This is a genomic window from Nocardia sp. NPDC003693 (assembly GCF_053981095.1).
This window is the reverse complement of the sequence record NZ_JBSFNO010000028.1, coordinates 43,282-57,066: the sequence shown is the minus strand read 5'-3', so window position 1 is coordinate 57,066 and position 13,785 is coordinate 43,282. Positions and strand designations below refer to the sequence as shown.

Annotated in this window: 11 protein-coding genes; 8 read left to right on the top strand and 3 right to left on the bottom strand. The window is 68.3% G+C overall.

Translation table 11 applies throughout. The features are described from left to right. Positions 1–251 precede the first annotated feature (251 nt). On the bottom strand, positions 252–713 hold the full coding sequence (locus ACWDOP_RS26885; RefSeq protein ID WP_456347255.1) for a hypothetical protein: 462 nt from the start codon (positions 711–713) through the stop codon (positions 252–254). 243 nt (positions 714–956) lie between these two features. On the opposite strand from ACWDOP_RS26885, the gene arc reads away from it, so the two are divergent. From arc to ACWDOP_RS26865, 4 genes are all read left to right on the top strand, one after another. Continuing rightward, complete coding sequence (gene arc, locus ACWDOP_RS26880) at positions 957–2,717, top strand: proteasome ATPase (RefSeq protein ID WP_454206453.1); 1,761 nt, start codon at positions 957–959, stop codon at positions 2,715–2,717. Between the two features lie 175 nt (positions 2,718–2,892). Beyond that, entirely contained in the window at positions 2,893–4,371 is a 1,479-nt protein-coding gene (locus tag ACWDOP_RS26875; protein ID WP_456347254.1) for a serine/threonine-protein kinase, read from the top strand. Next, complete coding sequence (locus tag ACWDOP_RS26870; RefSeq protein WP_456347253.1) at positions 4,358–5,623, top strand: DUF7373 family lipoprotein; 1,266 nt, start codon at positions 4,358–4,360, stop codon at positions 5,621–5,623. Before ACWDOP_RS26875 ends, ACWDOP_RS26870 begins: the two co-directional genes overlap by 14 nt. Beyond that, complete coding sequence (locus ACWDOP_RS26865) at positions 5,620–7,095, top strand: serine/threonine-protein kinase (protein WP_456347252.1); 1,476 nt, start codon at positions 5,620–5,622, stop codon at positions 7,093–7,095. Before ACWDOP_RS26870 ends, ACWDOP_RS26865 begins: the two co-directional genes overlap by 4 nt. Before the next feature lie 18 nt (positions 7,096–7,113). Here the strand turns inward: ACWDOP_RS26865 and ACWDOP_RS26860 are convergent, their stop codons facing one another. Continuing rightward, positions 7,114–7,551, bottom strand: coding sequence for a MarR family winged helix-turn-helix transcriptional regulator (locus ACWDOP_RS26860; protein WP_456347251.1), 438 nt, complete (start codon positions 7,549–7,551; stop codon positions 7,114–7,116). An 84-nt stretch (positions 7,552–7,635) separates the two neighbouring features. Here ACWDOP_RS26860 and ACWDOP_RS26855 point away from each other — a divergent pair, with 84 nt between their 5' ends. Beyond that, a complete protein-coding gene (locus tag ACWDOP_RS26855; protein ID WP_456347250.1) occupies positions 7,636–9,396 on the top strand; it encodes an ABC transporter ATP-binding protein in 1,761 nt (586 codons plus the stop codon). 131 nt (positions 9,397–9,527) lie between these two features. Here the strand turns inward: ACWDOP_RS26855 and ACWDOP_RS26850 are convergent, their stop codons facing one another. Further along, entirely contained in the window at positions 9,528–9,935 is a 408-nt protein-coding gene (locus ACWDOP_RS26850) for a hypothetical protein (RefSeq protein WP_456347249.1), read from the bottom strand. Between the two features lie 505 nt (positions 9,936–10,440). Here ACWDOP_RS26850 and ACWDOP_RS26845 point away from each other — a divergent pair. The 3 genes from ACWDOP_RS26845 to ACWDOP_RS26835 are packed head-to-tail and all read left to right on the top strand — an operon-like array spanning position 10,441 to position 13,752. After that, positions 10,441–11,277 carry a nitrilase-related carbon-nitrogen hydrolase gene (locus tag ACWDOP_RS26845; protein WP_456347248.1) on the top strand — a complete coding sequence of 279 codons (837 nt, stop codon included), beginning with the start codon at positions 10,441–10,443 and terminating at the stop codon, positions 11,275–11,277. Next, positions 11,277–12,698, top strand: a complete 1,422-nt coding sequence (gene hydA, locus ACWDOP_RS26840) for a dihydropyrimidinase (protein WP_456347247.1) — start codon at positions 11,277–11,279, stop codon at positions 12,696–12,698. The genes ACWDOP_RS26845 and hydA overlap by 1 nt, the downstream gene beginning before the upstream one ends. A 19-nt stretch (positions 12,699–12,717) precedes the next feature. Further along, a complete protein-coding gene (locus tag ACWDOP_RS26835; protein ID WP_456347246.1) occupies positions 12,718–13,752 on the top strand; it encodes a TIGR03842 family LLM class F420-dependent oxidoreductase in 1,035 nt (344 codons plus the stop codon). The last annotated feature ends 33 nt before the right edge of the window (positions 13,753–13,785 follow it).

Below are 13,785 nucleotides of genomic sequence, written 5' to 3'. Positions count from 1 at the left end.
AGCGCCCCCTGTCGACCGGAGCAGGGGGCGCTTTCGTCGTTCAGCGCGCGTGCGGCGGCGACTCAGCAGGCCGCCGTGCCCATGGCCGGAATCATGCAGCCGGTGCCCTCCGAAAGTGCCGGGCGCCGTCGGCCCGGCCCGCGCCCGCGGCGAGGAGCGGGGCCCGTGCCGGCGGCGAGGGTGAGGCGGGCGGTGCGAGCGAGCATGTGCGAACGCGCTTTTCGGGTTTCTCGAGTTATGCGAGAAAGCTATTACGGCTGGCAGGCGGCGCGGGCCATGCCCAGCAGGGTGCAGGCGCCGGCGTCGGCGAGCTTCCAGCTGCCGCCGTCGTACTGGAACGCGATCGGCACGCCCGGCATGGCGCCGTGCGGCGAGCTGACGGCGACGGTCGCCGTGGCGGTGTTGCCCTCGGTCTTGACCTCACCGACGGTGAAGGTGACCTGGTAGCCGGCCAGGCCCTGGTTCAGGGTCTCGATGTTGGCCAGGCGCTTGTCGCCGCCGACCACCAGTTTCGCCTTGTCAGCGGCCGGTTTCGCGGGATCGGCGAAGCCGGTCAGGATGCCCTGGAGCTCGGCCGCGGTGGGCGCGGGAGCGGTGGCCGCGGCCTGTGTCGTGGCGCTCGCCGAGGTCGAATGATTGGAATGGGTGTTGTCCTCGGAGCCGCAACCCGCCACAGTTGCGGTAACGGCGAGGGCCGCAGCAGCGGTAGCCACGGAAACACGCAGCGTCCGCGTGACGTTGCGCATACCAGGGATACGGCCGGTGGGAAGGAGCATCTACGGCACCCTTTCGGATCGGCGGCGAAGTAACTCGCCGGAAACAGGTTAGGGCAGGCTAACATGCTTGACCGGGCCGCCCGCCGCAGCCTAGATGTGATCACGACGAAACCATGTCGGAAAGCGGGATCGAGTATCGCCCGGTAGCGTTGATAGACCGGGACTGGGAGGAGCAGCATCATGAGCCCCAACGAACATTCGGATTCGGCAGCCTGGAGGGAACTCGAGGCGGTACGTGCCGAGGCGGCTGCACTCCGGAGGCAACTCGCCGATTCACCGGATCGCGCACGGGAATTGGAAGCGCGCATCGATTCGCTGACGATTCGCAACACCAAGCTGATGGACACGCTCAAGGAAGCTCGTCAGCAATTGGTCGCGCTACGTGAGGAAGTCGATCGGCTCGGCCAGCCGCCGAGCGGCTACGGCGTCCTCCTGGGTGTGTACGAGGATCAGACGGTCGACGTCTTCACCTCGGGACGCAAGATGCGCCTGACGTGTTCGCCGAACATCGACACCACCATTCTCGTCCAGGGTCAAACGGTGCGTCTCAACGAGGCACTGACCGTGGTCGAGGCGGGCCGGTTCGATCAGATCGGTGAAATCGGCACGCTGCGCGAGATTCTCGACGACGGCAAGCGCGCCCTCGTGGTGGGCCACGCCGATGAGGAACGGGTGGTGTGGCTTTCGGGCCCGCTGTCCGAGATGGTGGACGTCGACAACATCGACGATCCCGATCGCCCCATTCGTAAACTGCGGCCGGGGGATTCGCTGCTGGTCGACTCCAAGGCCGGGTTCGCGTTCGAGCGGATTCCCAAGGCCGAGGTCGAGGACCTGGTGCTCGAGGAGGTGCCGGACGTCGACTACCTCGACATCGGCGGCCTCTCGCGCCAGATCGAGCAGATCCGCGACGCGGTGGAACTGCCGTTCCTGCACAAGGATCTGTTCCGCGAGTACGCGCTGCGGCCGCCCAAGGGCGTGCTGCTGTACGGCCCTCCCGGTTGCGGTAAGACGCTGATCGCCAAGGCGGTCGCCAACTCCCTGGCGAAGAAGATCGCCGAGGCGCGTGGCGAGGACGCCAAGGAGGCCAAGTCGTTCTTCCTGAACATCAAGGGTCCCGAGCTGCTCAACAAGTTCGTCGGTGAGACCGAGCGTCACATTCGGATCATCTTCCAGCGGGCGCGTGAGAAGGCCAGCGAAGGCACCCCCGTGATCGTGTTCTTCGACGAGATGGACTCGATCTTCCGGACCCGTGGTTCGGGTGTGTCCTCCGACGTGGAGACCACCGTTGTGCCGCAGCTGCTTTCGGAGATCGACGGCGTCGAGGGCCTGGAGAACGTCATCGTCATCGGCGCCTCCAACCGCGAGGACATGATCGACCCGGCCATCCTGCGGCCCGGCCGCCTGGACGTGAAGATCAAGATCGAGCGTCCGGACGCCGAAGCCGCACAGGACATCTTCTCCAAGTACCTGATGGATTCGCTGCCGCTGCACTCGGAGGACGTCTCGGAGTTCGACGGCGACAAGTCCAAGTGCGTGCAGGCCATGATCGAGAAGGTCGTGGAGCGCATGTACGCCGAGTCCGAGGACAACCGCTTCCTGGAGGTCACCTACGCCAACGGTGACAAGGAGGTCCTGTACTTCAAGGACTTCAACTCCGGCGCCATGATCCAGAACATCGTGGACCGGGCCAAGAAGTACGCCATCAAGTCGGTCCTCGAGTCCGGCACGCCGGGCCTTCGCATTCAGCATCTCTACGACTCCATCGTCGACGAGTTCGCCGAGAACGAAGACCTCCCCAACACCACCAACCCCGACGACTGGGCGCGCATCTCCGGCAAGAAGGGCGAGCGCATCGTCTACATCCGCACCTTGGTGACGGGCAAGAACGCCTCGGCGAGCCGGGCGATCGACACCGAATCCAACACGGGTCAGTACCTGTAGGGCGCAAGCGATTCGAGGCCCGTGCTCCCCTCGGGGGCACGGGCCTCGTGCTGTGCGGGGGCTGACCCGGCAACGGTGTTGGCGATAGGGTGGAAGACCGCAAACTGGTCATTCGGTCTGTGGTTCAGCGCTTTCGGGCCGGATCGCGGGCTCGCGGGGCGAGAGGGGAGGGCACGTGGAGTTCGCCGAGGGCGCGATCTTCGCCGGTTATCGCATCGAAAGGCGGCTCGGCGCAGGCGGTTCGGGTGCGGTGTTCCTGGCCCGGCATCCGCGATTGCCGCGCCGGGACGCGCTGAAGATCCTGTCCCCGGGCAACGAACAGGATCCGCACTTCCGCGACCGATTCCTGCGCGAGGCGGAAAGCGCTGCGCGGCTGGATCATCCGAACCTCGTCACGATCCGTGATCGCGGTGAGGAGAACGGGCGGCTCTGGATCGCCATGCAGTACGTGGAAGGCCACGACCTGGGTGAGCTGATCCGGCGGCGCGCGGTCGATCTCGAGCGCGCGGTGCACATTCTCACCGAGGCCGCGCGCGGGCTGGACGAGATCCATCGGGCGGGCCTGGTGCACCGGGACGTGAAACCCGCCAATATCCTTGTCGCCGACCAGGGATCCGGTCCGGACCGGGCGCTCATCACCGATTTCGGCGTCGCGCGCCGGGCGAGCGAGGCCACCGCGGACGGGCGCTCGGGCATGTCCGGCACCGTCGCCTACGCCGCACCGGAACAGTTCACCGGCGCCGGCTCGGACCATCGGGCCGACGTCTACGCGCTCGGCTGCACGCTGTACCACCTGCTCACCGGGTACCCGCCGTTCCCGCACGATTCCTTCGGCGCGGTCATGTACGCGCACGTGCACGAACCACCCCCGCGCCCATCGGTGCGAAATCCCGAGGTGCCGAAGGGTTTCGACGCGATCGTCGCCGCGGCCATGGCGAAGTCGCCCGGCGACAGGTACGACAGCTGCGGTGAACTGGCCGCCGCCGCGCGCGTCGTCCTCGCGGGCGGGGCGGCGGCGGTCCCGCGCGGGGCGGTTCGGCGCGGCCGCCGGCTCGCGGGCGTCGCGGCGGTCACGGTCGCCGCCGCGGCCGTGGCCTGGTTTCTGGTGACCGGCCAGGATCGCGCCGCGCCCGCGGCCGCCGCCGACCACCCGGCCCGGACCGGCACCACCGAGCCGACGGAGTGGGGTGAGTTCGGCTTTCTGGCACAGGCGTTCCCCGACCTGCTGCCGCCCACGCCGCGGGCCGCCGGGTACCAGGATCTGAGCACCTGCAGCAGCTTCGCCGAGAACGAAGAGCTCACCCAGATGCGCAGCACCGGGAAGATCATGACCATCTCCTGCCAGGGTGATATGGATCCGGTGTGGATCGTGCAGTTCGTGTGCCGGACCGACCGGGCGCCGATCGAACCGGCGCTGCCCCCGGCCTTCGCCGAGGGCGACGAGCAGTGGCGGCGGCCCTCGGGCAGCGGTCGTCTCTTCTGGGGTAAGTACCAGGCCGAGGGGACCGGCACGCTGATGGACGGCAAGAACGCGGGGGTGCTCGATGTGTATTTCGATGAGCCGAGCCGGAACTTCTGCCGCATCCAGGTGATCGGCGACACCCCGGACGGCGCCGACCTGCGGCGCAGGTGGTGGATCGATGCGCCGATCTGACGGGATGCCGGTGGGACCGCGATCGGTGTCGCGGCGGGCACCGGTTCCGCTGGCGCTGCTGCTCGCGGTGATTCTCGGATTCGCCACGGGCTGTACGATTCCCGGCTCCGCGGTGCCGGCGTATCCGGATCCGGCGTCCATGGATTCCGGCGCGTACAGCGTGGAGCCGCTGCGGGAACCGCCCGGCGCCGAGAAGTACGGGCGGGTGGTGGAATCGGCGCGACTGGCCGAGGTGATGGTGGATCCGGCCGAGATCGAGGCGACGCTCGCGTTCACCGTCAACGCGTACGGGGTACTGCCGTTGCCGACGGCCGCCAAAGCCGGTGCGCTGCTGGGGGAATCGGCGGGTGCGGTCCTGCGCCGGGAAGGGATGCTGGCCGGCTGCGCGGTCGCCGGAACCGACGCGGCCGGGGGTAGCCCGGCGGTCGGCGCGGCACGGGTGGTGTCGGTGGCGGTGTTGCGTCTTCCGGATGCCGACGCCGCGCAGCGCGCCGCGCGCGACATGAACGCGGCCGATCGAGTGGCCGGGAGTGTGGCGGTGTCCATTCCGGGTCATGCCGCGGCGCAGGCGCACTGGCGGCCGGGGGTGCCCACGCTGTCGGCGACCATCGCGCGGGACGCCTACGTCATCAGCGTGCTCGCCGGGCACACCACCGCCGATCTCACGGCGCTGAGCGCGGTGGCGCAGAAGGCGATGACGCTGCAGATATCGCGGCTCACCGCGTTCGCGCCGACGCCTGCCGATCGGATCGCGAGCCTCCCGCTCGATCGCGAGGGCATGATCCGCCGCCTGGTGCCGGGGGCCCCGGATCGCTGGCCCTATCCCGCCGTCGTCGTCGCGCCGACCGTGCCCACGGCGGTGTGGGACGCGCGGATCATCGCCTCCGGCGTGGTGTACGGCTCCCGGGCGGCCGCGCTGCTGCAGGGTGTGCGCAGTGCGCGCCGCCCGATCGAGGCGATCGCCCTGAACACCTCGAACGTTCTGACCCGATACTCGAACGCGGCCGACGCGCGCGGCGCGTTCGGCGATGCGGTCCGTGCGGCCGCCCTGAACGAGACCGCCGTGACCGTACCCGGCCCGGAGGGAATGCCGGACGTGCTGTGCCTGGACGACCCGACGAACGCGGCGATCAGATACACCTGCCGCCTGCTGGTCGGCCGCTATGTCGCCGTCGTCAACAATCGTGAGCTCGCCACCCTGCGCCAGCGGGTGGTCGCCCAGTACGGCCTGCTCGTCAGCGGCGCCGAATGACGGACGAGAAACTACTTCCCGGAACGATATTCGCGGGATACCGCATAGTCCGGGTGCTCGGCCGGGGTGGAATGGGGACCGTCTATCTGGCGCGGCACCCGCGCCTGCCGCGCTTCGACGCGCTCAAGGTGCTGCCGGGTGAGCTCGCCGAAGATCCGCAGTTCCGGGCGCGGTTCGTTCGAGAGGCCGAGGTGGCCGCGCGCGTCGAGCATCCGAACATCGTCGAGGTCTGGGATCGCGGGATCGAGAGCGGCAGGCTCTGGATCGCGATGCGGTTCGTGGACGGTACCGACGCGAGCGAGCTGCTGCGCGGGCGCGGTTCGGGGGCATTGGGACCGGACGAGGCCATGCACGTGGTGTCCGAGGCCGCCAGGGGGCTCGATGCCGCGCACCGGGCGGGCCTGCTGCACCGGGACGTGAAGCCGGCCAACATCCTGCTCGAATCCCGGCCCGGCGCACCGGATCGGGTGTATGTCTCGGACTTCGGCATTGCCCGGTCGGCGACCCAGGCCACCATGCTGACCAGACCGGGCGCGGTCGTGGCGACACTGGCCTACGCGGCGCCCGAAGTGTTCGAGAGCGCACCGGTCGACCATCGTGTCGACGTGTACGCACTCGGCTGCGTGCTGTACGAACTGCTGACGGGGGCAAAGCCTTTCGAGCGCGCCGACGAGATGCGGCTCATGGTGGCGCACCTGCAGGACCCGCCGCCGCACGCGACGGCCGCCGATCCATCCCTGCCGGCCGCCATCGACGGGGTCATCGCCCGGGCGCTGGCCAAGAATCCGGCGGCGCGCTACGGGTCCTGCGGTGAACTCGCCGATGCGGCCCGGGCCGCCCTGCACGGCGAGCCGCCGGTTCCGGAGCAGCCACCGGCAGCGCGCCGGCGACTGGGCGTCACGCTCGGAGTGGGTGTGACCGTGCTGGCGGTGGCGGCCCTGGCGGTGGTGGGTGTGCGCGTCCGGGGTGCGGACGAACCGCAGCCGGAGGCCGCGGCACCGACCACCACCGCGCCGGTGCTCACCTGGGGGCAGTACGACTTCCTGGTGCGGGCTTTCCCGGATTTGCTGCCGAAGACGCCGCTGTCGGTGGGCTTCGAGTCCATGCGCTGCACCACCTTCCCCGATGAACCGTCGGTGAGCGACACCACGCCGCTGCCGGCGATGGCCGATCTGGACTGCCGCGGCACCGCGAATCCGGTGGCCCATCTGTTCGTCATCTGCAACACCGACCGGACGCCGTTGGTCGCGCAGGTGCCGGACGGGGCCGAGACCGCGAGCGAACCCTGGGAGCGTGCCTCCGGCCGTGGGCGGGTGTACTGGTGGGACGACGCCGATGCACTGGGTAAAGCGCAGGGCCGCATATCGATTCAGTTCGATGATGCCGCACGGAACTTCTGTGGGATCGGCGTGATGGGCACGATCACGGGGCGGGAGTTGGTCGAGAGCTGGTTCCCCGGAGTGCCGATCTAGGTGCCGGAAACCCGACCGTCACCGCTTGCCGGTCGCGGTCGCGTCGAGTTCGGCCAGGATTTCGCGCAGGGTTTCGCGACGGTCCGGCCGTAGTTCGGCGAAGAGGTTCTCGGCGGCCCGGCGGCGAGCCGCGCCTATGCGGGCGAGCGTGGACCGGCCGGCGTCGGTGAGCGAAACCAGGGTCGCGCGGCGGTTGGTGGGGTCGGTGGCACGGGCGACGAGGCCGGCCGACTCGAGGGCGTCCACGACGGTGGTGGCCGAGCGGGGGACTATGCCGAGGCGGTCGGCGAGGTCGGACATGCGCAGGGGAGCGTCGGCCCTGCTCAGCGTGTGCAGGGCACGGCTCTGCGCGGGGGTGAGGCCGAGGGGCGCGAGGTCGGTCAGCTGCGAGTGGCGGACGCGTTTGGCGGTCCGCAGGAAGAGCTCGGGGAGGTCGGCGTCGGGGCTCTCGTCCATGATTCTGAGCATAGGTCATAGTTGCCGGGAACATTATTGAGTAAGACTCAGTTATGTGTGTTGTTCCCGAGGAAGGAGGCGCCTATGGCCGCCCGATCCGAGCTGCGCCGGATAATCCGGCTGTTCCATCCCTATCGTTCCCGGCTCGCCCTGGTCGGCGCGCTGGTGGCCCTCGCCTCGGCGGTGGGCCTGGCCTCACCGTTCCTGGTGCGCGGCATCATCGACGACGCCCTGCCGCACGGGCGGACGGGGCTGCTCACCCTGATGGCCGTCGGCATGATCGCGGTGTCCGCGCTGACCGCTGTCTTCGGGGTCTGGCAGACGTATTTGTCGACCGCCGTGGGTCAGCGGGTCATGCACGACCTGCGGACCGCGGTCTACGCGCGGTTGCAGTCGATGCCGCTCTCGTTCTTCACCGCGACCCGCACCGGTGAGGTGCAGTCGCGCATCGCCAACGACATCGGCGGCATGCAGTCCACGGTCACCTCGACCGCGACCTCGCTCATCTCCAACTTCACCTCCGTGCTGGCCGCCGTCATCGCCATGTTCGTGCTGGACTGGCGGCTGACCCTGGTGTCGCTGGCCATGCTGCCGTTCTTCGTCTGGATCAGCCGCAGGGTCGGCTCCGAGCGCCGGCGCATCACCGCCGAGAAGCAGAAGCAGCTCGCAGGCATGTCGGCGATCGTCGAAGAGTCGCTGTCGGTCAGCGGAATTCTGCTGGGCCGCACCATGGGTCGCTCCCCGGCGCTGGTCGACGACTTCGCGAAGGAGTCGCGCGGGCTGGTGGATCTCGAGATCCGTTCCGGCATGGCCGGGCGGTGGCGGCAGTCGACCATCACCATCGTGATGGCGGCCATGCCCGCGGTGGTGTACTGGGCTGCGGGTCTGACCGCGGCCTCGGGCAACCCGCTGGTGTCCATCGGCACGCTGGTCGCGTTCACCACGCTGCAGGCCGGACTGCTGCGGCCCGCGGTGATGCTGCTGTCCACCGGTGTGGAGGTGCAGAGTTCGCTGGCGCTGTTCGGGCGCATCTTCGAATACCTGGACCTGACACCCGATATCGCCGAACCGGCCGTCCCAGCCGCGTTGCCCGAGCGGGGCGTGCGCGGCGACGTGCGCTTCGAGGGCGTGAGCTTCACCTACGATCCCGCCGATCGAAAGGTGCTGAACGACATCGACATCAGCGTGCCCGCGGGCACGAGCCTGGCGATCGTCGGCGAAACGGGTTCCGGCAAGACCACACTCGGCTACCTGGTGGCCCGGCTCTACGATGTCACCGACGGCCGGGTCGCGATCGACGGAATCGATGTGCGGGAGCTGAGTTTCGCGGACCTGGCGAACACCGTGGGCGTGGTGTCGCAGGAGACCTACCTGTTCCACGCCTCGGTCGCGGACAACCTGCGCTTCGCCAAACCCGATGCCACGGACGCGGAATTGGTCGCCGCCGCCCGCGCCGCTCAGATCCACGAGCACATCGCGAGCCTGCCGCAGGGCTACGACACTCTCGTCGGCGAACGCGGCTACCGGTTCTCCGGCGGTGAGAAGCAGCGGCTGGCGGTGGCGCGCGCGATCCTGCGCAATCCGCCGATCATGGTGCTGGACGAGGCCACCAGCGCCCTGGACACCCGCACCGAGCGGGAAGTGCAGGCCGCGATCGACGCGCTGTCCTCGGGCCGGACCACGATCACCATCGCGCATCGGCTGTCGACCATTCGCAATGCCGATCAGATCGTGGTGCTCGATCACGGACGGGTCGCCGAGCGCGGAACGCACGAGGAACTGGTGGCGCGCAACGGGTTCTACGCGAATCTGCTCGCGCGTGACGAGGTGCTGGCGGCGGCCTGAACGGCCTTGCCGGTGCGTGTCAGCGGTCGTGCCGCGCCGGAGTCGTGTCGTCTACCAGGGACCACCGCGCTGGAGAGTCGAAGGGCCGCGAACTCGAATGAGTTCGCGGCCCTTCGGCACGGCACCTGCCCTCAGCTGCCCGGGATGAAGCCCGGGTAGATGAAGTGCTGGCCACCGGTGAGCTGCGTGCTCGAGCCCAGCGCGAACGGGAAGTTGTTCGGCACCACCCCGAGCTTGTGCGGGTTGCCCTGCCCGTCGGCCTGGAAGCAGGACGACATCTGCCCGTGGAACGCGGTGCAGACGATACGGGTGCTCGTGCCGAACGGCGAGGTCAGGCGGGCGCGGGACTCGAACGGGTTCCAGTAGCCCGGATCGGCGGGCGTCAGGAAATCCTTGGTCTCGAACACCGAGATCGGGCTGTTCGGGTTCCACTCCGGCCATTCGTCGGCGGACGCGACGCCCGTGCCGAACGCGAGCGCGGTACCCGCGGTCGCGATCGTGGCGGCGGCCAGGGTGGCGGCCCGGGTGATCGTCTTCATTAACCCCTCCAAAAAACGTTGTGCGGTTTTCGGCGTCGGACTGAGCATCGTCCGGCAGGCCGAACATCGTTACTCGTCCTACGTACCCATTGGTCCGGTCGGTAATCGGGATGCGAGCGGGTGATGTGCCGGCGCGGGCCGAAGTTGCCCGGAGTGAGCGAGTCCAATCCCGCTGTTGCCGAGGATGTCCCGTGGTGCCGCTGGGGTGTCGCGCGCTATCCGGTGGGAATAGCCCACTGGGCCTTGGGTAATTGGGTGTCTCGATACGACCGACGGTCCAATCCGGCACTGCGACGGTGGAATCCGTGCGCCTCGTCGTCCGCCGTGCGGGCATAGCCAGTGATCACCATCGAGTGAGGCGGCTTTTCGGGCGGGCTCGCCCAGCCGGAAACCCCGCACCGGCCCGGGCCTCGCGGTCGAATTCGCCTGCTGAATTTACGGTTACGAATCCATTACCCCGGCAGGTATGCCGGGAAATTTCGGTAGCGGTGCAGTATCACAGAGTATGGCAATCGTTCGAGCTGCGCTGGTCCAGACGAACTGGACGGGCGACAAAGAGTCCATGATCAAGGCCCATGAGGACTACGCACGCCGGGCCGCGGCCGCGGGTGCGAAGGTCATCTGCTTCCAGGAGCTGTTCTACGGGCCGTACTTCTGCCAGCTCCAGGACACCAAGTTCTACGACTACGCCGAATCGGTGCCCGGTCCGACCGTGGATCGATTCGCCGCGCTGGCCGCCGAGCTCGGCCTGGTCATGGTGCTTCCGGTGTACGAGCAGGAGCAGCCGGGACTGCTCTACAACACCGCGGCGGTCATCGACGCCGACGGCAGTTATCTCGGCAAATACCGAAAACACCACATTCCGCATGTGAACGGGTTCTGGGAGAAGTTCTACTTCCGGCCCGGCAATCTGGGGTGGCCGGTATTCGATACCGCGGTCGGCCGGATCGGGGTGTACATCTGCTACGACCGGCATTTCCCGGAGGGCTGGCGGGCACTCGGGCTGGCGGGCGCGGAAATCGTGTTCAATCCCTCGGCGACCTCGCGGGGTCTGTCGAGCTATCTGTGGAAACTCGAACAGCCGGCCTCGGCGGTGGCCAACGAGTACTTCATCGGGGCGATCAACCGGGTCGGCATCGAGGAGTACGGGGACGACGATTTCTACGGGACGAGCTATTTCGTCGATCCCGAGGGCAAATTCGTCGGTGACGTGGCCTCCGATACCGCGCCCGAACTGGTGGTGCGCGACCTGGATATGGATCTGATCAAGGTGGTGCGCGATCGGTGGGCGTTCTATCGAGATCGCAGGCCGGACGCCTACGGACCGTTGGTGGCGCCGTAATGACACGCGTATTCATTCACGGCGGAACCGTGGTGTCGGCCACCGGTTCCCAGCAGCTCGACGTGTTCATCGACGGGGAGACCATCGCGGTCGTACTGGCGCCGGGCTCGACCGCGCTCGGGGTCGATCCGGCCGCCGTTGCCGATACGGTCATCGACGCCACCGGGCGGTACGTGCTGCCGGGCGGGGTCGACGGACACACCCACATGCAGCTGCCCTTCGGCGGCACCGAGGCCTCGGACACCTTCGAGACCGGCACCCGGGCCGCGGCCTGGGGCGGGACCACCACGATCGTCGACTTCGCCGTGCAGAAGCCGGGGGAGCGGGTGCAGGATTCGCTGGCGCAGTGGCATCGCAAGGCTGACGGGCAGTGCGCGATCGACTACGGGTTCCATCAGATCGTGGGGGACGTGAACGGCGAATCCCTGAAGGGGATGGCGGAATTGGTGGCCGAGGGCGTCAGCAGCTTCAAGCTGTTCATGGCGTATCCGGGGGTGTTCTACTCCGACGACGGGCAGATTCTGCGCGCCATGCAGACCGCCGGGGATCTGGGCGCGCTGCTGATGATGCACGCCGAGAACGGCATCGCGATCGACGTGCTGATCGAACAGACCCTCGCGCGCGGGGACACCGCACCGTATTTCCACGGGACCTCGCGCCCTTGGCAATTGGAGGAGGAGGCCACCCACCGTGCCATCATGCTGGCGCAGGTGACGGGTGCGCCGCTGTACGTGGTGCACGTGTCGGCGAAGCAGGCCCTCGAGCAGATCGCGACCGCGCGCGGCAGGGGGCAGAACGTCTTCGGCGAGACCTGTCCGCAGTACCTGTACCTCTCGCTCGAAGAGCAGTTGGGTGCACCGGGTTTCGAGGGTGCGAAGTGGGTGTGCTCGACGCCGCTGCGCGCCCGGGAGGAAGGGCATCAGGACGAGCTGTGGCGCTACATCCGCACCGGGGACGTCACCACGGTCGCCACCGATCACTGCCCGTTCTGCTACAAGGGGCAGAAGGATTTGGGCGTAGGGGATTTCAGCAAGATTCCCAACGGCATCGGCGGGGTCGAGCATCGCATGGACCTGATGTACCAGGGCGTGCGGGACGGCCGCATCTCGCTGGAGAAGTGGGTGGAGGTCTGCTGCACCGCGCCGGCCCGCATGTTCGGCATGTATCCGCGCAAGGGCGTGATCTCCCCGGGGGCGGACGCGGACGTGGTGATCTACGACCCGAACGGGCAGACCAGCATCGGGATCGGCAAGACCCATCACATGAACATGGATCACTCGGCGTACGAGGGGTTCGAGGTCGGCGGGCACGTGGATACCGTGCTCTCGCGCGGGCGGGTCATCGTCGACGGCGGGGAGTATCTGGGGTCGGCCGGGCACGGCCGGTTCCTCAAACGTGGACTGTCCCAGAACCTGATCTGACCGGAAGGGAGTGTGTGCCATGGATATCGGTGTCGTTCTGCAGTGCACGCCGCCCGCGTCCCGGGTGGTGGAGCTGGCCCGGGTGGCCGAGACGCACGGGTTCTCGCACGTGTGGACATTCGATTCGCACCTGCTGTGGCAGGAGCCGTACGTCATCTACAGCCAGATCCTGGCCGTCACTCGCAAGGTTGTGGTCGGGCCCATGGTCACCAATCCCGCCACCAGGGACTGGACCGTCACGGCCTCGACCTTCGCGACGCTGAACGAGATGTTCGGCAACCGCACGATCTGCGGGATCGGGCGCGGGGATTCGGCGGTGCGCACGCTCGGCGGGCGGCCGTCGAATCTGGCGACGCTGCGCGAATCCATCGAGGTGATAAGGGAACTCGGCAACGGGCGGGCCGTGTCGCTCGGTGACACGACCGTACGGCTGCCGTGGGCGGCGGATTCGCGGCTGCCGGTGTGGGTGGCCGGATACGGGCCGCGCGCACTGGATCTGACCGGGGAGGTGGCCGACGGCTTCATCCTCCAGCTGGCCGATCCCGACATCGCCGCGTGGACGATCGCCCGGGTCCGGGCCGCCGCCGAGCGCGCGGGCCGCGATCCGGGCGCGGTGCGGATCTGCGTCGCGGCCCCCGCCTACATCACCGACGGCACCGAGGCTGGCCTGAAACACGCTCGCGAGCAATGCCGTTGGTTCGGCGGGATGGTCGGCAACCATGTGGCCGACATCGTCGCCCGCTACGGCGCGGACGGCACGGTACCCGCCGCCCTGACCGACTACATCGCCGGTCGCACCGGGTACGACTACAACCAGCACGGCCGCGCCGGGAACACCCACGCCGAGTTCGTGCCCGACGTGATCGTGGATCGGTTCTGCGTGCTGGGGACCCCCGACGATCATCTGGCTCGCCTGCGGGAGCTGGAGGGGCTGGGGGTGGATCAGTTCGCGGTGTATCTCCAGCACGATGCCAAGACCAGCACGCTCGACGCGTACGGGGAGTCGGTGCTGCCGCGGCTCGCTCGTCCGGTGACGGCTACGACTATCGAGTGACTGGCCGTTGGCGCGCTTCGGAGGTCCCCGAAT

What these genes read in the sequence shown, in the direction of transcription:
- arc (WP_454206453.1), top strand. Translation starts at nt 957, where the DNA reads ATGAGCCCCAACGAACATTCGGATTCGGCAGCCTGGAGGGAACTCGAG.
- ACWDOP_RS26860 (WP_456347251.1), bottom strand. Translation starts at nt 7,551, where the DNA reads ATGGACGAGAGCCCCGACGCCGACCTCCCCGAGCTCTTCCTGCGGACC.
- ACWDOP_RS26835 (WP_456347246.1), top strand. Translation starts at nt 12,718, where the DNA reads ATGGATATCGGTGTCGTTCTGCAGTGCACGCCGCCCGCGTCCCGGGTG.
- ACWDOP_RS26850 (WP_456347249.1), bottom strand. Translation starts at nt 9,935, where the DNA reads ATGAAGACGATCACCCGGGCCGCCACCCTGGCCGCCGCCACGATCGCG.
- ACWDOP_RS26865 (WP_456347252.1), top strand. Translation starts at nt 5,620, where the DNA reads ATGACGGACGAGAAACTACTTCCCGGAACGATATTCGCGGGATACCGC.
- ACWDOP_RS26855 (WP_456347250.1), top strand. Translation starts at nt 7,636, where the DNA reads ATGGCCGCCCGATCCGAGCTGCGCCGGATAATCCGGCTGTTCCATCCC.
- ACWDOP_RS26845 (WP_456347248.1), top strand. Translation starts at nt 10,441, where the DNA reads ATGGCAATCGTTCGAGCTGCGCTGGTCCAGACGAACTGGACGGGCGAC.
- ACWDOP_RS26870 (WP_456347253.1), top strand. Translation starts at nt 4,358, where the DNA reads ATGCGCCGATCTGACGGGATGCCGGTGGGACCGCGATCGGTGTCGCGG.
- hydA (WP_456347247.1), top strand. Translation starts at nt 11,277, where the DNA reads ATGACACGCGTATTCATTCACGGCGGAACCGTGGTGTCGGCCACCGGT.